The following is an 18,947-nucleotide window of genomic DNA, read 5'->3' on the forward strand; positions in this document are numbered from 1 at the left end:
CGAGTGCTGCTGGCGGGGTTGTGCACCGTCGATGTCGTGCAGCGGGTCGCGGAATTTCCGGAGCCGAGCGAAAAAGTGCAGTCGCTGCAGGTGGATGTCGCGGCCGGTGGGCCGGCGACGAACGCCGCGGTGACCGTCGCGGCGCTCGGAGCCGAAGCGACCCTCCTGACGGCTCTCGGCACCCACCCGCTGGCCGCGCTCGCCCGAGCTGACCTCGAAGCCTGCGGCGTCGACCTGGTCGATCTCGCTCCAGAACGCACGCAGGCACCGCCGGTCAGCGCGGTCGTGGTGCGGGACGGCGACGGCGAACGCACCGTCGTCTCCCGCAACGCCGCCGCCGGCAAGCCGGTCGAACTGCCTGACCTCGCCCCGATTTTCGAGCGCGTGGACGCCGTCCTCGTCGATGGGCACCACCCCGAGCTGGCGCTTGCTGTCGCCGACGAAGCCCGCACCCGCGAAGTGCCGGTCATTCTCGACGCGGGCAGCTGGAAACCGGTACTGGACCAGTTGCTGCCACTGGTCCGCGTGGCAGCCTGTTCAGCGCGGTTCCGTGCTCCCGCACCGAGTTTGGCCGAACGCGGAGTGTCAGTGACGATCACGACGGCAGGCCCGGAGCCGGTCGCCTGGAGCACTACGGAAGACTCTGGGCAGGTCCCCGTGCCGCTCGTCGAAGCGCGGGACACCCTGGGGGCCGGAGACGTGTGGCACGGGGCGCTCGCGTACGCGGTCGCGACGCGCGAAGGCGCGGTCGCCGACTGGATCGGATACGCGAACGCGGTGGCCGCGGAACGGGTCCGGCACGTCGGTCCGCGTTCGTGGACCGGGCCGGTCGGGGAACTGGCGAAGAGCAGAGAAGAGGGAGTGCGATGACGGCGTTCGAGGATCTGCTGGCGCGGGCCGAGAAGCTGGCCAAACCGCGGGAACGGCACGTGCTCGGCATCATCGGCGCGCCCGCCTCCGGCAAGACCACGCTGGCCTGGGCGATCGCCAACGCGCTCGGTTCGCGGGCCGCGGTCGTCGGGATGGACGGTTTCCACCTCGCCCAGGTCGAACTGCAGCGGCTCGGCCGCACCGATCGCAAGGGCGCGCCGGACACCTTCGACGCGGCCGGCTACGTGCACCTGATCCGCCGGCTCGCCGAAGGCCGCGAGACGGTGTACGCGCCGGAGTTCCGCCGCGAGATCGAGGAGCCGATCGCCGGTGCCGTCCCGGTCGCGCCCGAGGTGCAGCTGGTTATCACCGAGGGCAACTACCTGCTGCTTCCGGACGACCCGTGGAGCGGCGTGCGGCAGTACCTCACCGAGGCGTGGTTCCTCGCCCCGGACGAGCCGGAGCGGATCGAGCGGCTGGTGTCCAGGCACCGGCGCTACGGCCGTTCGCTGGTCGAGGCCCGGCAGCGCGCGCTCGGCTCCGACCAGCGCAATGCGGACCTGATCGCGAACACCCGCGACCGCGCCGACCTCGTGCTCGAGAACCTGCCGCTGACGAATTTCGCCCTCTGAGCAGGTGATGTTCGACGATCCGGCGACGAGGGATCCCTACGCCGGCGCGGTCACCTGGGATCGTGCCGGCGACGCCCGGATCGCCGTGCTGTACCCGCCGTACATCCCGCTCGTGCGCACCCACCTGAACGGGCTGCGCGCGCTGGTCGAGCGGCGGTTGTCCGAACCCGCTGGTCAGGGGTCGGATCCGAGGCTGGCGTTGCTGGTCGAGCGGATGCGGGAGACCACCAGCGAACCGCAGCTCGAACCGGAGGTGCTCAGCGAGGTCCGGACCCGGCTGGACTGGGCGTTGTCGGTGCTGCCGGAGCACGGCGGCGTCCTCGAACTGCACACTCCGATGCACCAGTGGTGGTGGGGACGCGCGCTGCTCGACGTGTGCACGGCGATCACCGCGCTGCTGGGCGCGTGGCTGCGGGGCGAAGCGGTCGACGGGCAGCACTGTCCAGACGATGCGACGTGGTGGATGTGGATGGCGCAGATGCGCTGGCTCGACGCCCAGTTCGTCGAGCCGCTCAAGCCAGGCTGACAAGGAGTGCTCGTGGGGGTTTTGGTCGTCACCGGCGGCAGCCGGGGCATCGGCGCGGCGATCTGCGAACTGGCCGCGGCCCGCGGTTACGACGTGGTGGTGAACTACTCCGGCGACCCGGCCCCGGCCGAGGAGGTCGCCGAACGGGTGCGGTCCCACGGTGGGCAAGCGCTTGCGCACCGCGCCGATGTGTCCGACGAGCAGCAGGTCAGCGACCTTTTTTCGGCGGCGGCCGAGCTGGGCCCGCTCGTCGGCGTGGTGAACAACGCGGGCGTCACCGGCAACACCCCCGGCAGGCTCGACGAGCAGAGTGCCGAGACCGTGCGCCGGGTGCTGGACATCAACGTCACCGGGGTTTTCCTGTGCTGCCGCGAGGCAGTGCGGCGGCTGTCGACGCGGCACGGCGGTTCCGGCGGAGGGATCGTGAACATCTCGTCCACGGCGTCGCGGACCGGTTCAGCGGGCGAATGGGTGCACTACGCGGCGTCCAAGGCAGCGGTGAACACGCTCAGCTTCGGCCTCGCCCAGGAAGTCGCCGACGAGGGAATCCGGGTCAACGTCGTGTCGCCCGGTCTGGTCGAGACCGGCCTGCACGCCGCCGCGGGGATGCCGGACCGGCCCGAGCGGTTCAGCGCCGTGATCCCGCTCCGGCGCGCGGGCCAGCCGGAAGAGATCGCGGCGGCCGTGCTGTGGCTGCTGTCCCCGGAGGCGTCCTTCACCGTCGGCGCGGTGCTGGAGGTCGGCGGCGGCCGCTGATTCATCTCGGACAGTGAGACGCCCGGAGACGGGCAGATCACGATTGACCCCAGAACTCGGTGAACTCGCCAGTAGCGGCCGTTCCGGTGTGCGAGTCTGGCACGAGGGGTTGAAAGGACGGCCGCGAAAGTCATGCCCAAGCTCACGTCTGTGCACCATCTGGCGCTCACCGTGACCGATGTGGACCGAAGTGTTCCCTGGTACGTCCGGGTGCTCGACCTTGAGGAAAGCCATCGGCGCGAAGACCCGGAAACCGGGGTGCGCAAGGTAGTTCTGCGTTCGGCGGGAGACGGTTTCTCCGTGGTGCTCGTCCAGCATCCAGACACCGAACGGCCCGCGTTCGACGAAAGACGCACTGGTCTGGACCATGTCGCGTTCTCGGTGTCGTCCCGCGCCGAGGTCGCTGAATGGGAGGACCGCCTGCGCGAGTACGGCGTCTCCTACCTGCCCGCGACGCAGTCGCAGACCTTCGAAGGTTCCGCGGTGATCGTGTTCCGCGATCCGGACGGCATCCAGCTGGAAGTCTGGTCCGACCCGTCCTGAAAACTCAGGCGCGCGCGTCGTCGGGCTCGTCGACCGGACGCCGCATTTCCTGGCGGTAGCGCAGCACGCCGTAGGCGGTGCCGAACACGAAGAACGCGATGCTCGCCCACAGCGCGGCGGTCTTGACCCACGGGATGGCGTCGAGCAGGCCCGCCCCGTAGTAGCCGAGCAGCACCAGCGTCGGCACCCACAGCAGGCCGCCGACAGTGGTGGCGAGCAGGAACCGCCGCGAATCCATCCGTGCGGCACCGGCGATGAGCGGGGCCAGCGTGCGGATCCACGGGATCCACCTGGCCGCGACGATCGCGAAGAATCCCTTGCGGTCCAGGAAGGCTTGCGCGCGTTCGAGGTTGTGCCGGTTGAGCATCCGCCCGCCGCGCCGGGCGATCAGCGTGGTGCCCGCGCCGCGGCCGATGTAGTAACCGATCTGGTTGCCGAACACGGCGGTGACCAGCGCGGCTCCGGACAGCAGCCACGCGTTGAGGTCCGAGCCGTGCTGCGCGAGCACCACGCCCGCACCGAACAGCAGCGAATCGCCCGGCAGGAACAGCCCGATGATGAGCGCGCATTCGACGAGCACGAACGACAGCACGATGACCCAGACGAGCACCGGGCCGGCGGTGTCCAGCCAGCTCAGGCCGATCCCCGCGGCGTGCGCGGGCTGGGCGGCGTCGAGGTTCACGCGAAGAGCCTACGTGGCTGGGACCGGCTGCAGTACGCAACCATCGAATCCTCCGCATTCGGTGACTTTGGGTATTACTGGGGTAACCAGACTGTTCACCCTTTTCGCCCAGGACAACGAACCGGCCGCCCGGAACAGTTCCCGGGCGGCCGGTCGCGGTTTTCTCTAGAACTGCGGCAGGGACTCGCCCTGCACCGCCTCGATGTCCAGCTCCACCTTGACGGTCGTGCCGATCGCGGCCACGCCCGCCCGCACCATCGCGCTGTAGTTGATCGCGAAATCGTTGCGGTGCAATTGCGTTTCGGCGTGGAACGCGGCACGCACGCCGCCCCACGGGTCCGGGCCGTGCCCGGTGTAGCGCAGGTCGAGCGTGACGTCGCGGCGTTCGCCGTGCAGCGTCAGCACGCCGCGCAGCGCCCAGTTGTCCGTGCCGAGCTGGGAAAGCCCGGTGCTTTCGAACGTGATGAGCGGATACGCGTCGACGTCGAGGAATTCGGCCGAGCGCAGGTGGTCGTCCCGCATCTTGATGCCGCTTTCGATGCTGCCCGCCTTGATCTCGGCGTGCACGCTCGACCGCTCGATCGGCCGGGCGACCTCGATCCGCCCGGCGACGTCCGGGAACCGCACCTTGATGCTCGCGATGCCCATGTGCCGCGCGGTGGCGACCACTGACGAGTGCATCGGGTCGATCGTCCACGGACCCTCCGGCGGCAGCTCGACCGCGCCGGAGACCGGCACGAGCGCGATGTCGCCGAGCAACCCGGCCCCGTCGGAGCCGATCTGCACGGTGCGGGCCAACGGCGTGTACCCCGGCGCGGTGATCACGGCGGTGTAGACGCCCGGGGGCAGCGGGTCAGTGACCACTGCCCCCTTCGCGTCCGTGACCTGCCGCGCGACCTGTCGTCCGTTCAAGTCGGTGACCGTGAGCACCGCGTTCTCGACCGGCCATCCGCCGTTCGAGCGCAGCTGTGCGCGCAGGCCCCCGCTCATGACCGATCGACCAGCTCGTCGAGCGCCTGGTCGTAGCTCAGCCGCACGTCGTGCTGGGCTTCGCCGTCGTTCAGCGTCACCTGGCTGGTGGCGGGCGGGTAGCCGCTGGCCACGACCGTGTAGGAGCCGATCGGCAGATCGCTGACCACGTAGCGGCCCTCGCTGTCAGTGCGGGCCACCGCCGCGACGTTGCCGTTCGCGTCGAGCACGGTGATCCGCGCGTCCGGCACGATCCGGTCGCCCTCGGTACGCGCGACGCCCTGGAGCAGCACCGCGCCGGCGAGTTCGACGTCGTGGCGCAGCACGCCGCTGTCCGGCACCGTCAGCGTGACCGCGACCGGGCGGTAGTGCGGGCCGCTCGCGACCAGCGTGTACTGCCCGGCGCCGACGCCGCTGAAGGTGTAGACGCCGTCCTCAGCGGTGATGAACGCGCCGTTGACCTCGCCGCGCGAGTCGGTCAGCGTGACCGTCGCGTTCGCCAGCGGGGTCGCGGTGCCGATCGAACGGACCACCCCGGTCAGCTCGCCGGAACCGGTGAGCGTGACGTCCAGGTTCGCCGGGTGCCCGCCGACCACCACGCTGGAGGCCTGCGGCTGGTGTCCGGGAGCGGACACGATCAGCACGTACGTTCCCGGACCCTGGGTCGGGATCGAGTAGCTGCCGTCGCCGTTGCCGGTCGCCCGCGCCACCTGACGGCCCTGCTGGTCGATCAGGGTCAGCGCGGCCGCGCTCACGTGGCTGCCGTCCTGACGGCGCACGTGGCCGGTGACCGGGACGCCGCCGGTGGACGTGCCGAATTCGGTGTCGGCCACCGAGTTGGTGATCGGCATCGGCCGGGCATCCGCCACCGCCTGCGCGTCGCCGTGGCCGTTGGTCAGGGCGTGCCTGCCACCGGCTCCGACGAGCATCGGCTCCTTCGGGGCCTCCTCGAACAGCGAACCCGTCTTGATCTCGGCGGTGTCGTCCGCGGCCGGAACCGGCTCGTCCAGGTCTTCCAGCAGCGCCTCGCCGCCCTCGACCGCGGCGGCGGCCGGGTTCATGCCCGCCAGCGGGATCTCCTTCATGAACAGCAGCACCAGCGTGGCCAGCAGGGCGACACCGCCCGCGACCCAGAACACCGTGGTGATGGACTCGGTGAAGCCGATCAGGATCGGCGTGCGCACCGCTTCCGGCAGCGTCTGGATGACGCTCGTGTTGCTCGACAGATCGCCCAGCTGACCGCCCGCGCCCGGAGGCATGTGGCCGCCGAACGCCTTGCTGATGTTGCCCGGCAGCACGTTGAACAGAATCGTCAGGAACACCGCGACACCGGCGGTACCGCCGATCTGGCGGAAGAACGTGGCCGACGCGGTCGACACGCCCATGTCCTTGCGCGGGCCCGCGTTCTGCACCGCGATGATCAGCGTCTGCATGCACTGGCCGAGGCCGAGGCCGATGATCAGCGCGGCCACCAGCGGGTGCCAGATCGGGGTGTCGTACTTGACCATGGCGAAGAAGAACGCGCCCGCGGCGATCAGGATCGTGCCGATGACCGGGAAGATCTTGTAGCGCCCGGTCTTCGAGGTGATCCGGCCGGAGATGATCGAGCTGGACATGATGCCGACCATCAGCGGCAGCATCAGCAGACCCGATTCGGTCGGCGTGTAGCCCTGCACGACCTGCAGGTACTGCGGGATCATCGTGATCGCGCCGAACATCGCCACACCGACGATCACGCCGCCGATGATGGCCACGGTGAAGGTCGAGTTCTTGAACAGCCGCAGCGGGATCAGCGCGGCGTCCTTCATCAGTTTTTCGACGACGATGAACAGCACGACGCCGACGCCGCCGATGATGTACATCCAGATCGACTTCTGGTCGCCCCAGCCCCACTTCTGGCCCTGTTCGGCGACGATCAGGAACGGCACCACGGCGATGACCATGGTGAGCGCGCCCCACCAGTCGATCTTGTGGTCATGACGGTTGTGCGGGACGTTCAGCACCTTCGCGACGACGAACAGCGCGATGATGCCGATCGGCACGTTGATCAGGAAGACCCAGCGCCAGCCGTGCAGGCCGGCCAGGCTGTCGAAGCCGGCGAAGAAGCCGCCGAGCACCGGGCCGAGCACGGTCGAAATGCCGAACACGGCGAGGAAGTAGCCCTGGTACCGCGGGCGTTCCCGCGGCGGGACGACGTCGCCGATGATCGTCATGGCCAGCGACATCAGACCGCCTGCGCCGAGACCCTGCACCGCGCGGAACGCGGCCAGTTCGTACATCGACGTCGAGAACGACGCGGCCGCCGAACCGGCGACGAAGATCGCGATCGCGGCGAGGTAGAACGGCTTGCGGCCGTAGATGTCGGAGAGCTTGCCGTAGATCGGCGTGGCGATCGTCGAGGTGATCAGGTACGCCGTGGTCGCCCACGCCTGCAGGTCGAAGCCGTGCAGGTCGTTGGCGATCCGGACGATCGAGGTGCCCACGATCGTCTGGTCGAGCGCGGCGAGGAACATGCCGCACATCAGGCCGCTGATGATCGTGACGATCTGGCGGTGGGTCAGCCCCATGGCGCCGTCGCTGTGGCCAGCGGGCGCGCCCCCTTGCGGCTGAGGTTGTTTTTCAACGGTGGACGTCATGCGTTCGAGGCCCCCTTGGCCTGTGCCGTCGCCGCGGTGTCGGACAGCGACGGATTGTTCTTTTCGATACCTGTGTTGAGCCGCGCGAGAAGCTCGTTGAGCGTCTCGCGCTCCTCCTGGCTCCAATCGCCGAGTACATCGGCCAGCCACCGGGCGCGGTGCTTGCGGTTTTCGTCGAAGACGCGGATGCCTTCGGCGGTCGGCGCGAGCAGGCAGGCGCGGCCGTCCTCGGGGTCGGCCTGCCGTTCGACGAGTCCGTGCTGCACGAGCGAGCTGGACTGCCTGCTGATCGTGGAGATCTCGGAATGCAGGAACTCGGCCAGCTTGCTGGTGCGTTGCGGGCCTTCGTGGACGAGGCAGAAGAGGATCGCGTACGCGGCCCTCTCGATCCCGTCCGGCCCGTGTTTGGCGACCTGGGACTTCGCCTTGGTGATCAAGCGCATGAACCGGACCAGCTCGTGCCCGAGCTGGTCGGCAAGGTCGAGGTCGGCCTCTGGCCTGACGGCGGAGTTCTGAGGTGCCATGTGGGTCTTCCTTGGGGTGGAGCAAACCATTGGTTGGCGACTGCAACTAGTTGCCTTAAGCAAGAGTGTGCCCGTACGGCGTATTTCGCAAGCGGCCGACCCCTGGTTGTGTCACAAGACACTTTAGTTGCCGCATGCAAGCAGATTTCAACCGGAGGGGTATCGTCCGGTTTCTCCCGATATGGGGACGCCGCTGGTCACTAGGGGTTTCGGGCGGGAACAGATCCCTCTCGCCGGGGTTGCATAGAGGTATGACTGACGACACAGCGCTCTACGACCTCATCGCGGCGGGCAAGCAGGGGGTCCTGGCAACCCTGAAACGGGACGGCCGTCCGCAGCTGTCGACGGTGACGCATTACTTCGATCGTGACGCCCGCCAGTTGCAGGTGTCGATCACGGACGCGCGTGCGAAGACGAAGAACATGCGCCGGGATCCGCGGGTGAGCTACCACGTGGCGTCGTCGAACGGGTGGTCGTACGCGGTGGCAGAGGGGCGCGCGGTGCTGTCGCCGGTCGCTTCGGCACCGGACGACGAGGCGGTGGAGGCGCTGATCGCGCTGTATCGCAAGGTGTCGGGCGAGCATCCCGACTGGGCGGAGTACCGCGCGGCGATGGTGGCGGATCGGCGGCTGGTGCTGACGGTGGAGATCGAGCGGGTCTACGGACTGGCCCGCTGAGGTCTCGGCTGGGTTTGCGGTACGTGCGGGGAAATCAGAGATCTCCCGGGTTCCCCTCACGTACCTGAAGCCGGGCGCCGCTGAGGTGTCCCGCCGCGACCGTCGCCTTGGCCGGTGCCCCGGCCTCGATCCGGTCCGCGATTTCCTCGATCTGTTCCAGCAGGCTGCCGGTCACCTCTTCGCCCAGTGCCGCGCGCATGTAGAGACCCTCGCCGACCAGCATCACCAGCTCCGCCGTCACCGGGTCCTCGACGTGCTCCAGCATCAGCTCGCGGGTGCGCTCGGTGCAGCGCCGCGACACCTCCGCCGCGATCGGGTCGTTGAGGACCAGGCGGAGCGCGGCCATCGTCGTGCGGTGCAGCGCCAGGTCGCGGGTGACGTCGGTGATCGACGAGCGCAGGTAGTGCCGGACCACGCCCTCGGGAGCGCTCCGCGCGCGTTCGAGGTCATCGTCGGTCAGCCGCTCCAGCCGTTCGAGCAGGCCGTCGCGCAGCGCGTCCTTCGAGCCGAAGTGGTAGAGCAAGCCGCCCTTGGACACCCCGGCGTGCGCCGCGACCGCGTCGAGCGTGATCTCGGCCGGGCCGCGGTCGGCGAGGATGACCTCGTACGAACCGAGGATGCGTTCACGTGCTGAAGGTTTAGCCATCACCTTGACTGTACCGTCCGGACGGTTTATCTTCTACCTCAGGAACGAAACTGTACCGTCTGGACGGTACAAGGAAGGAAGAGTGCGCCATGGTGCGGCGCGGAGGCCAGTGGTGGGCTTTGGCGGTTCTGGTGCTGCCGGTCCTGTTGATCAGCGTGGACACGACAGTCCTGGGGTTCGCCCTGCCCTATCTCAGCGAGGATCTCGCGCCCACGGGCGCGGAACAGCTGTGGATCGTCGACGTCTACTCGTTCGTCCTGGCCGGATTGCTGGTCTTCATGGGCACGCTGGGCGACCGGATCGGCAGGCGGCGGCTGCTGCTCATCGGCGGTGCCGCGTTCGGTGCGGCCTCGGTGCTGGCGGCGTTCGCCACGTCGCCGCTGATGCTGATCGTCGCGCGGGCGCTGCTGGGCGTCGGCGGCGCGACGTTGATGCCGTCCACGCTGTCGCTGATCCGCAGCATCTTCACCGAGGACCGCACGCGGCGCACCGCGGTCGCGATTTGGAGCGCGGCGTTCTCCGGCGGGATGGCGGTCGGCCCGGTCGTCGGCGGCTGGCTGCTTGAGCACTTCTGGTGGGGTTCGGTCTTCCTGATCAACGTGCCGGTGATGGTGCTGCTGCTCGTGGCGGGCCCGTTGCTGCTGCCGGAGTTCCGCGATCCGAACCCGGGCCGCTTCGACCCGTGGTCGGCGCTGCTGTCGCTCGGCACGATGCTGCCGGTCGTCTACGGCGTGAAGGTCGCCGCGACGGAAGGGCTGACCTGGCCGGCCGGTGCCGCGATGGTGCTCGGCCTCGCGCTGGGCGCGGCGTTCGTGCGCCGGCAGCGGCGGCTCGACCAGCCGATGCTGGACCTCGGGTTGTTCGCCAACCGCAGGTTCGCCGGGTCGGTGATCACGAACCTGCTGGGCGTGTTCGCGCTGGTCGGGCTGCTGTTTCTGCTGCCGCAGTACCTGCAGCTGGTCCTCGGCCTGAAGCCGCTGGTCGCGGCACTGTGGATGCTGCCCGCGACGGTCGCCGGCGTCGTCGGCGCCCTCGCCGCCGCCTGGCTCGCCCGCCGAGTCCGGGTGCCGGTCCTGATCAGTCTGGGCCTGCTGTTCGGCGCGGCCGGCTTCCTGGTCCTGACCACCATCGGCGCCGACGCCGGACTGGCCGCGGTCGTAGTCGCGTTCGTCCTGGTCGGCGGCGGGGTGGCCCTGTCGGAAACCCTGACGAACGACCTCGTGATCTCCGCCGCCCCGGTCAACCGCGCCGGTGCCGCGTCGGCGATCTCGGAAACGGGCTACGAACTGGGCGGCGCACTCGGCACGGCCCTGCTGGGCAGCCTCGCCACGGCGGTCTACCAGTCAGGCCTGCCAGCCACCGCGCCCGCCGCAGCCCACGACACCCTGGGCGGCGCGGTGGCCACCGCGCACTCCCTGCCCGTCGCCGAGGGTGCGGAGCTGCTGAGCGCCGCCCGAGAATCCTTCGTGACGGCACTGCACACGAGCGCGTGGGTGGGTGCCGCGATCCTCGTGTACACGGCGCTGCAGGCGTACTTCCTGTTGGGTCGTCGGCGAAACCGCCCGAAGAAAGCCCAACCGGAGGAGCCCGCGATGTCTGCGTGATTCGGTCCCTGTCAGGCAGGTGAGCACAAACCACCTGCCTGACGGGCGGCGCAGTTTCGGTTGCCGGGCAAGGGAATGCTTCAGACCGATTGGCTATCCGCCAACGCGGGTGCCGCCCGGCCGAAGAGGCGCGGGCGGGTGGATTCGCTGGCACTGCTCGGATCTCGCTTGGTCAGTCCAGCCAAGCGCTTGCCGCGCAGGGCTCTTCCAGATACTCCGCTGGCTCGTCGTCGTCTTCGTGGCCGCTCTCGGGCGATGCGGGGTTGCCGCGTGTGTCGGTCAGGGCCCCGGTTCGCTGGCGAGGGCGGTCGGTCCAAGGCGGGCGGGATTGGGCTGGGTTCGGCTCCCGTCTGGTCCGCCCCGTGAAATGCTTGCCGCCCGAAGCTCCCTCCAGCGCTGCGACCGGAACTCCGCTGGGGCACCGTCGCCTTTGCAGCCGCTCCCCGGCGATGCGGGGTTGCCGCGTGTGTCGGTCAGGGCCCCCGGTTCGCTGGCGAGGGCGGTCGGCCTAAGGCGGGCGGGATTGGGCTGGTTCGGCTCCCGTCTGGTCCGCCCGTGAAGCTTCCCCTGTGCTGCGACCGGAACTCCGCTGGCTCGTCGGCTCCGTGGCGATGCGGGATTGCCGCGCTTGACGGTCCGCGCTTCCGGGTGCACTGGCGAGCGCGGCGGATGCCGTCCAGCTCAAGGCGTGCGGGAGCGGCTGCTGGCGCGGGCGGTTCGGCTATTCCTTGATGGTGCAAGCTCCCGCTGGTGAGGGTCGAGGTCTCTTGTCCGGCTCGAATCCCGTCCAGCTCAAGGCGTGCGGGAGCGGACGGGCTCCCGTCTGTTCAGTCCAGCGAAGCACTCGCCGCCCGAAGCTCCTCCAGCGCTGCCACCAGAAACTCTGCCGGATCGGCATCCCCGCGATCGCTCTCCGACCATTCGAAATACCCCCGCTTGAAAGCCAGCACCCCCAACTCGCTAGCGAGCGCCGCAGTCGCATCGGGCAGCCCCCGAGCGGTCAGGGCCGCAGTCATCGCGGCAGCGAGGCCGACGCTCTTCAACGCGTCCCGCTCCTGGAGTTCCGTACTGGCCGCAACGGCAGCCTTCAGCCGAGGGGCGAGTTCCCGGTTCATCGGGCCCATCGCGGTCGCAGCGCGGCGCAGGCCGCCGGCGACGGCTTCCAGCGGGCTGGCGTCAGCGGGAGCGTCGGCGATTCCTTCCGCGAGCAGTCGGCTCAGCGTTTCCTGACCGGCCACCAGCAGTTCCCGCTTGTCCGGGAAGTGCCGGAAGAACGTGCTCTTGGTGACGCCGGCGCGCTCAGCGATCTGCGCGACCGTCGTGGCGTCGTAGCCCTGTTCGGCGAACAGGTCGACGGCCGCTACGACCAGCCGTTCGCGTGCTCCGGGTTCCCATCGGGCCATGAAAACCATCCTATGTGACGAGACCTTTGTCCCGTCACTCTGGTAGTGTCTGACGGGACAAGAGTCCCATCACTGTGAGGGGGAAATCCCATGCGCGTGTTCGTCACCGGAGCGACCGGTTTGATCGGCTCCGCGGTCGTCGCCGAACTGCTGGGCCACGGCCACTCCGTCGTCGCGCTCGTTCGGTCCGACGCCTCCGCCGCGGCGGCCGAGAAAGCGGGGGCTGAGCCGGTGCGGGGTGCACTGGCTGACTTGGATGTCATCCGCGAGGCCGCGGCCAACGCCGATGGGGTGGTTCACCTCGCTTTCGCCAATGCGTTCAGCAGCGACGAAGCCCTCGCGAACGCGGTCGCCGAGGAAACGGCGGCGCTCAAGGCGCAGGCCGAAGCGCTCCTCGGAAGCGATCGGCCGTTGGTCACGGTTTCCGGGACGCCGTATGCGCCGGGTCGCGCGTCGACCGAGGCTGATCCGGTTGCGACCGACGGGCCCGTCGGCGGGAGGGGGCGCACGGTCGCCGAGATTGTGGAGCTTGCGGATCGTGGGGTCCGGACATCCGCGGTACGCATGCCGCGCACGGTGCACAACAACGGGAAGGGCGGGTTTGCCGGTCTGCTGACCACCATCGCCCGGCAAACGGGAGTGTCCGGTTATCCGGGCGACGGCACGCAGCGGTGGCCGGCGGTGCACGCGCTCGACGCGGCGGTTCTCTTCCGGCTTGCTTTGGAAAACGCGGAGCCCGGTACGTCCTGGCACGCGGTCGCCGACGAAGGCGTTCGGGTCGCTGACATCGCGGCGGTGATCGGACGGCGGCTGGGGCTCCCGGTCGAATCGGTGCCGGAGGAGACTTACGGGCCGCTCGGGCCGGTTTTCGCGGCCGACCAGCCCGCGTCCAGTGCGCACACCCAGCAAGCGCTCGGCTGGGCACCGGAACATCCCGGCCTGTTGGCGGACCTGGAGAACCTTCGGGGCTGATGTGCGGTTCCGGCAAAGAACCTTGCCCTCCGGCGCGCTCAGCGGAATCGTGCACGGCGGAGGTGGCAGCGAAAATGGTTCCGTCCGGGGAGACCGCGCAGTTCTGGGAGGACCTCTACCGCAGCCGTGAGCAGGTGTTCAGCGGCGAACCCAACGGGGTGCTCGTCACCGAGGTCGAGGAGCTGCCGCCGGGGCAGGCGTTGGACGTCGGGTGCGGCGAAGGGGCTGATGCGCGGTGGCTGGCCGCTCGCGGCTGGCAGGTGACGGCATTCGACATCTCGCGTACCGCGTTGCAGCGGGCGGCCGTGGCCAGCTCCGGGATCGCCTGGGTCTGTTCGGATCTGGCCGCGATTCCGGTGCCGGCGAGGGCGTTCGACCTGGTCAGCGTTCAGTATTTCCCGCTTCGCGAAGCCGACGGGGTGCTGCGGAAGCTGCTCGACGCCGTCGCGCCCGGCGGGACGTTTCTCTTCGCCAGCCACGATCCTCGGGAGCTGTCGCCGGAGCATGCCGGTTACTGCCAGGCTGACGACATCGCGCGGGCTCTCGGCGACGAGTGGACCGTCGTCGTCAACGAGAGCCGGCCGCGGGTGATGCCAGCTCCACCGGGCACCACGCACACCTGTGACACTGTGCTTCGCGCGCAGCGGACCAGCTAATATCGGAATTAATATTCCACACTGCGGAGATCCCGGTTTACCATGCGGAGATGAGCAACGACGCCCTCCTCCAGCGGCTTCGGGACGACCTCGGCCCGGCCGCGGTGCTCACCGACGCTGACGTCACCGATGCCTACGCGCGCGACATGATGCCGCTCGCTCCCTCGGGAAAACCGTTGGCGGTGGTGCTTCCGGCGGATACCGCAGGAGTGCAGGCGACTGTCCGGGCTTGTGCCGAAGCGAGAGTCCCCATCGTGCCGCGCGGGGCAGGCAGCGGGCTTTCCGGCGCGGCCAACGCCATCGACGGCTGTGTCGTGCTTTCGCTCGTGAAACTGAACGAGATCGTCGAGGTCGACGCGGGCAACCGGCTCGCCGTCGTGCAGCCGGGCGTGGTCAACCTCGACTTCCGGTCCGCCGTCGAGAAGCACGGCCTGTTCTATCCGCCCGACCCCTCCAGCTACGACTGGTGCACCATCGGCGGCAACCTCTCCACCAACGCAGGCGGCCTCTGCTGCGTGAAATACGGCGTGACCACCGATTCGGTGCTCGGCCTTGAGGTCGTGCTCGCGGACGGATCGCTGCTGAAAACCGGCCGCCGCACGGTCAAGGGCGTCGCGGGCTACGACCTCACCAAGCTGTTCATCGGCAGCGAGGGCACACTCGGCGTCATCACCCAGGCGACCGTCTCGCTGCGGCCCCTTCCGCAGGCCCCGGCCACTTTTGTCGCCGGATTCAACACCACCGAGGCGGCCGGCGAGGCGGTCGCGCGGGCGGTGCGCGAGGGGTTGGTGCCGTCGCTGCTGGAGATCATGGACGCGGCGTCGATCAAGGCCTCCGAGACCTACCTCAACACCGACCTCGGCGCGGGCTCGGACTGCCAGGCGCTGCTGCTCGGCCAGTCCGACGCGGGCGGCGAGGCGGCCCGCCGCGAACTGGCGCTGCTTGAGCAGATCTGCACCGACTGCGGGGCGGACCTGGTCTACGCCACGGACGACCTCGAAGAGGGCAAGATGCTGCTGCAGGCCCGCCGCGTCGTGCTGACCGCGCTGGAGACCTACGGCGTCTGGCTCACCGACGATGTCAGCGTGCCCCGCACCCGGATCGCCGAGCTGATCCGCGGCTGCGAACGGATCAGCGAAAAAGCCGGGCTCAAGATCGCCGTCGTCGGCCACGCCGGGGACGGGAACATGCACCCGACCATCGTGTACGCGCCCGATTCCGAGGACGAGTTCGCGCGCGCCCAGCAGGCGTTCGACGAGATCCTCGACGTCGGCCTGTCGCTCGGCGGCACGGTGACCGGCGAGCACGGCGTCGGCAAGATCAAGCGCGAATGGCTCGCCCGCGAGATCGGCCCGGTCGGGATCCGTGTGCACCGGCAGATCAAACAGGCCCTCGACCCGGAAAACCTCTTCAACCCGGGCTCGATGTTCTCGATGACCGACTGACCCCGGAAACGACGAAGCGGCGTCCGGAACCCCGGACGCCGCTTCGGTCGAATGCGGAAACCTCAGTCGCGCACGCGCGGAATCTGCTGCGTGACGTCGGCCGAATCGTCGGCCGGGCGGTCCTTCTTCTCGCGGCGGCTCTTCAGGTACTCGATGGCGATCGGCACGACCGACACCAGCACGATGAGGACGAAGATCGCGTCGACGTTGTCCCGGATGAAGCCGATGTTGCCCAGCAGCGACCCCAGCACGGTGATGCCCGCGGCCCACAGGATGCCGCCGATGACCGTGTAGGTGAAGTAGCGCTTCGGGTCCATCCGGCCGATGCCGGCGATCCAGGTGATGAACGTCCGCACGAACGGCACGAACCGGGCCAGCACGACGGCCTTCGGACCGTGCTTCTCCAGGAACGTGTGCGTCTTGTCGACGTACTCCTGCTTGAAGAACTTGGAGTCCGGCCTGCTGAACAGCTTCGGCCCGGCGAAGTAGCCGAGGTAGTACCCGACGACGTTGCCCAGCAGCGCGGCGACCGTGACCAGCACGCACACCAGCCACAGCGGAGCCTTCAGCGTGCCGTTCGCGATGAACAGGCCCGCGGTGAACAGCAGCGAGTCGCCGGGCAGGACCGGGAAGACGCTGCTCTCGATGAAGATGATCAAGCACAGCACGGCGATCACGGGGGCCGTCAGCCCGTTCAGCAGATGCTGCGGGTCCAGCCACGACGGCAGCAGGGACATGGTGGTCACTGTGTTCTGGGCGAGAATCACACCGAAAACGGTACAGGGTGACTCAGTGTCGCCTCATCGGGCAAGGAATCGCAGGTCATCGGTGTGGGATCGGGGTTAAGAACTCGGCCCGGGAGTGCCTGCCGGAATGGTTGTCCGGGCAAGCGGGCGCGGTGGCGGGCTCAGATCAGCGTCAGCAGGCCGATGACGGACCCGGCGGCGAGGCCGAGCAGCACCGCCAGCAGCAGGACCCAGTGCGCGGGCAGGGGGCCGCTCTGTGCCGCCTGAGCGGGGCGGCGGACGGTCGCGTCGGAGGCCCCGACCGGCGGGATCGAGCCGGTGGTGCCGGGCGAGGTGCCGGCCGCGTCGAGGGCGGCGCGCTCGCGGGCGAGCGAGTCGGCTCCCGCCCCGGACAGCAGACCGTAGTTGGGCGGCAGTTCGGTGGTCGGGCCGGTCTGCGACGGCGCGCCAGTCTGGGCCGAGGCCCCGAACGAGCCGGTTCCGGAGGCCGGAGTGGCGCCGAACGAGCCGGTTCCGGAGGCCGGAGTGGCTCCGAACGAGCCGGTTCCGGAAGCGCCAGGGCCGGAGATGCCGGGACCACCGGCCGCGCTGAACGAGCCCGTGCCGGAAGCGCCGGGCTGGACCGCGCCCTGCGAGCCGGTGCCCGAAGCTTCGGAACCAGCCTGTTCTTCTGCCGGGTTCGCCACGGCGTGCGGAGCGAAGACGGCTTGTGCACGCAGCGCGTCGGCCAGTAACCGTTCCGGGTCTTTCGGCTCGCTCATCCGCTCCGTCCGCCTGTCGAAGTGCTAGCTCGTCACGTGCTCAAGGTAGCCCGGCCCGCCTCGGCCACCCATTCGCCCCGGTGCAGTACCCGGGACGGGCGCAGGTCGTCGTCCAGGATCACGGCGTCCGCGGCGAGGCCGGGGCGCAGTGCGCCGGTGCGGTCGGCGATGCCGAGCAGTTCGGCCGGTCGAGCCGACGTCGCCCGGACGGCGTCCAGTACGTCGAGTTTCGCACCCTTCACCAGGTTGCGGAAGGCGTTGTCCATGGTCAGCGTGCTTCCGGCGAGTGAACCGTTGTCCAGGGTGGCGACGCCGTCGTGGACGTCGACCTCCAGCCTGCCCAGGGTGTAGCGGCCGTCGGCGGCGTCGGTGGCCGACATGGCGTCGGTGATCAGCACCGTCCGGCCGCGGCCCGCGTGCTGTGCGGCCAGCCGCACGACCGTCGGGTGCAGGTGGACCAGGTCGCAGATCAGCTCGACCGTCACGCGCTCGTCGTCGAGCAGCACGCCGACCGGGCCCGGTTCGCGGTGGTGCAGCGGGCGCATGCCGTTGAACAGGTGGGTGGCGACCGTCGCGCCGGCGTCGATGGCCGGAACCAGCTGGTCAGCGACGCCGTCGGTGTGGCCGATCGCGGCGATCACGCCGGACTCGGCGAGCTGCCGGACGGCCTTGACGCCGCCGTTCAGCTCGGGTGCGAGCGTGACCATCCGGATGGAGCCGTGTCCGGCGCGCAGCAGCTTCTCGACGGTGCCGGTGTCCGGTTCACGCAGAGTGTCCGGATCGTGCGCGCCGCAGCGGGCCCGCGAGATGAACGGGCCCTCCAGGTGGATGCCCGCGAGGTCGCCCTCCTGCACGAGTTCGCGCAGCGCGGCGATCTGCTCGGTGAGCAGGTCGATCGGGTCGGAGACCAGGCTCGCGAGCATGGTCGTGGTGCCGTGGCGCCGGTGCGCGCGGACCGCGGTGCGGATCTCGTCCGGGTCGAGCGTCGAGAACGACGCGCCGCCGCCGCCATGGCAGTGGGTGTCCACGAAACCGGGCACGACCAGCGCCCCGGCGACGTCGACCGGCGCGGCATCCGGGCTGCTCGGGGGCGTTCCGGTGCCTACCGCGGCGATCTGCCCGCCGGACACGGCGAGCCAGCCGTCGTCGAGTACGCGGTCCGGGGCCACGACGCGGCCGCCCGTGATGACGAAGTCTCCGGGGTGTTTCACGCGGTCCAGCATATATTGGTCTGGACCAAGGGGGGTCGACCAGCGCGAGATTGGTCCGCCCAGGTCACTGAGGCGGCTGCATCGCCTTTTGCAGCGCCTCCAGCGCCCGGCTGGCGGTTGACTTCACGGTGCCCTTCGAAATGCCCGCGGCTTCCGAAATCTCCGCTTCGCTCAGCCCGCCGTAGTAGCGCAGCACGAGCACCTCGCGCTGGCGCGGCGGAAGCTTCGACAGGGCGTTGACCACGGCCTGGTGCTCGCTGGAGAGCATCGCGAGGCTTTCCGCGGACCGGGCGTTCACCGCGTGCGGGGGCACGTACTCGCGGGCGGTCTTGCGCCGGCGCAGCACGCTGCGGGATCCGTTGACCACTGCGGTGCGCAGGTAGCCGACGGCCGCGGCGGCGTCGCGCAGCCTGCCCCAGTTGCGGTGCAGGCCGGTGAACGCCTCCTGCACGACGTCCTCGGCCGTCGCGGGCTCGTCGACCAGCAGGATGGCGAGGCGCACGAGCCGCATCCGGTGCTGCCGGTAGAGGTCTTCCAGGTTCAACGGGGCAGTCGGCGGCTGCGCCGGGACCGGCCCGTCCATGGTCCGCAGGTGGCCGAGGGTCGCCTCGACGCTGCGTTCCGCGTTCCCCTCCAGCATGTATCCCCGCCTGTCCTCGACGTGTCCGCTCCGCAGGCCCCAACGCGT

19 protein-coding genes and 1 pseudogene are annotated in these 18,947 nt (G+C 69.5%); 10 read left to right on the forward strand and 10 right to left on the reverse strand.

From position 1 onward, the window contains the following. Positions 1-3 precede the first annotated feature (3 nt). From BM362_RS05750 to BM362_RS05770, 5 genes are all read left to right on the forward strand, one after another. Positions 4-870, forward strand: coding sequence for a PfkB family carbohydrate kinase (locus tag BM362_RS05750; RefSeq protein ID WP_093572747.1), 867 nt, complete (start codon positions 4-6; stop codon positions 868-870). Continuing rightward, positions 867-1,502: a nucleoside/nucleotide kinase family protein gene (locus tag BM362_RS05755; RefSeq protein WP_009084950.1), complete on the forward strand. Its 636-nt coding sequence runs from the start codon at positions 867-869 to the stop codon at positions 1,500-1,502. Before BM362_RS05750 ends, BM362_RS05755 begins: the two co-directional genes overlap by 4 nt. 7 nt (positions 1,503-1,509) lie before the next feature. Further along, positions 1,510-2,028, forward strand: coding sequence for a hypothetical protein (locus BM362_RS05760; protein ID WP_067577497.1), 519 nt, complete (start codon positions 1,510-1,512; stop codon positions 2,026-2,028). A 12-nt stretch (positions 2,029-2,040) separates the two neighbouring features. Continuing rightward, positions 2,041-2,784 carry an SDR family oxidoreductase gene (locus BM362_RS05765; protein WP_093572385.1) on the forward strand — a complete coding sequence of 248 codons (744 nt, stop codon included), beginning with the start codon at positions 2,041-2,043 and terminating at the stop codon, positions 2,782-2,784. Between the two features lie 132 nt (positions 2,785-2,916). Then, entirely contained in the window at positions 2,917-3,327 is a 411-nt protein-coding gene (locus tag BM362_RS05770) for a VOC family protein (RefSeq protein WP_067577494.1), read from the forward strand. 4 nt (positions 3,328-3,331) lie between these two features. Here BM362_RS05770 and BM362_RS05775 read toward each other — a convergent pair whose 3' ends face one another. The 4 genes from BM362_RS05775 to BM362_RS05790 all read right to left on the reverse strand — a co-directional run bounded on the left by BM362_RS05775 (position 3,332) and on the right by BM362_RS05790 (position 8,138). Then, positions 3,332-4,009, reverse strand: coding sequence for a DedA family protein (locus tag BM362_RS05775; protein WP_067577492.1), 678 nt, complete (start codon positions 4,007-4,009; stop codon positions 3,332-3,334). 165 nt (positions 4,010-4,174) lie between these two features. Beyond that, positions 4,175-4,999, reverse strand: a complete 825-nt coding sequence (locus BM362_RS05780; RefSeq protein WP_067577490.1) for a YceI family protein — start codon at positions 4,997-4,999, stop codon at positions 4,175-4,177. After that, complete coding sequence (locus BM362_RS05785; RefSeq protein WP_067577488.1) at positions 4,996-7,614, reverse strand: MFS transporter; 2,619 nt, start codon at positions 7,612-7,614, stop codon at positions 4,996-4,998. Before BM362_RS05785 ends, BM362_RS05780 begins: the two co-directional genes overlap by 4 nt. After that, on the reverse strand, positions 7,611-8,138 hold the full coding sequence (locus tag BM362_RS05790) for a MarR family winged helix-turn-helix transcriptional regulator (RefSeq protein ID WP_067577486.1): 528 nt from the start codon (positions 8,136-8,138) through the stop codon (positions 7,611-7,613). The genes BM362_RS05785 and BM362_RS05790 overlap by 4 nt, the downstream gene beginning before the upstream one ends. A gap of 251 nt (positions 8,139-8,389) precedes the next feature. On the opposite strand from BM362_RS05790, the gene BM362_RS05795 reads away from it, so the two are divergent. Then, entirely contained in the window at positions 8,390-8,815 is a 426-nt protein-coding gene (locus BM362_RS05795) for a PPOX class F420-dependent oxidoreductase (protein WP_067577484.1), read from the forward strand. 34 nt (positions 8,816-8,849) lie between these two features. Here the strand turns inward: BM362_RS05795 and BM362_RS05800 are convergent, their stop codons facing one another. Next, positions 8,850-9,461 carry a TetR/AcrR family transcriptional regulator gene (locus tag BM362_RS05800; RefSeq protein ID WP_067577481.1) on the reverse strand — a complete coding sequence of 204 codons (612 nt, stop codon included), beginning with the start codon at positions 9,459-9,461 and terminating at the stop codon, positions 8,850-8,852. Positions 9,462-9,550: 89 nt separating this feature from the next. Here BM362_RS05800 and BM362_RS05805 point away from each other — a divergent pair, with 89 nt between their 5' ends. Next, on the forward strand, positions 9,551-11,065 hold the full coding sequence (locus BM362_RS05805; RefSeq protein ID WP_093572387.1) for an MFS transporter: 1,515 nt from the start codon (positions 9,551-9,553) through the stop codon (positions 11,063-11,065). 827 nt (positions 11,066-11,892) lie between these two features. On the opposite strand, the gene BM362_RS05810 is transcribed toward BM362_RS05805, so the two are convergent. Next, positions 11,893-12,468 carry a TetR/AcrR family transcriptional regulator gene (locus BM362_RS05810; protein ID WP_093572388.1) on the reverse strand — a complete coding sequence of 192 codons (576 nt, stop codon included), beginning with the start codon at positions 12,466-12,468 and terminating at the stop codon, positions 11,893-11,895. 90 nt (positions 12,469-12,558) lie between these two features. Between BM362_RS05810 and BM362_RS05815 the strand changes: the two genes are divergently transcribed. The 3 genes from BM362_RS05815 to BM362_RS05825 all read left to right on the forward strand — a co-directional run bounded on the left by BM362_RS05815 (position 12,559) and on the right by BM362_RS05825 (position 15,541). Further along, a complete protein-coding gene (locus BM362_RS05815; RefSeq protein ID WP_093572389.1) occupies positions 12,559-13,440 on the forward strand; it encodes an SDR family oxidoreductase in 882 nt (293 codons plus the stop codon). A gap of 74 nt (positions 13,441-13,514) precedes the next feature. After that, the gene (locus tag BM362_RS05820) at positions 13,515-14,096 is read left to right on the forward strand and encodes a class I SAM-dependent methyltransferase (protein ID WP_093572748.1); all 582 of its coding nucleotides are present in this window, start codon (positions 13,515-13,517) and stop codon (positions 14,094-14,096) included. Positions 14,097-14,146: 50 nt separating this feature from the next. Further along, on the forward strand, positions 14,147-15,541 hold the full coding sequence (locus tag BM362_RS05825) for an FAD-binding oxidoreductase (protein WP_067577473.1): 1,395 nt from the start codon (positions 14,147-14,149) through the stop codon (positions 15,539-15,541). Between the two features lie 62 nt (positions 15,542-15,603). Here BM362_RS05825 and BM362_RS05830 read toward each other — a convergent pair whose 3' ends face one another. The 4 genes and pseudogenes from BM362_RS05830 to BM362_RS05845 form a co-directional block, all read right to left on the reverse strand. Continuing rightward, on the reverse strand, positions 15,604-16,308 hold the full coding sequence (locus tag BM362_RS05830; RefSeq protein WP_067577471.1) for a DedA family protein: 705 nt from the start codon (positions 16,306-16,308) through the stop codon (positions 15,604-15,606). 140 nt (positions 16,309-16,448) lie between these two features. Further along, positions 16,449-16,709: pseudogene (locus BM362_RS50445) on the reverse strand (hypothetical protein); the annotation flags it as partial. Positions 16,710-17,080: 371 nt separating this feature from the next. Further along, positions 17,081-18,271 (reverse strand): N-acetylglucosamine-6-phosphate deacetylase, encoded by a 1,191-nt coding sequence (nagA, locus tag BM362_RS05840; protein WP_067577468.1) that lies wholly within the window; start codon positions 18,269-18,271, stop codon positions 17,081-17,083. A gap of 52 nt (positions 18,272-18,323) precedes the next feature. Then, positions 18,324-18,899, reverse strand: a complete 576-nt coding sequence (locus BM362_RS05845) for a SigE family RNA polymerase sigma factor (protein ID WP_051172562.1) — start codon at positions 18,897-18,899, stop codon at positions 18,324-18,326. Positions 18,900-18,947 lie beyond the last annotated feature (48 nt).

It is taken from the genome of Amycolatopsis rubida, assembly GCF_900115345.1.
In the GTDB taxonomy this organism is placed as follows: Bacteria; Actinomycetota; Actinomycetes; order Mycobacteriales; family Pseudonocardiaceae; genus Amycolatopsis; species Amycolatopsis rubida.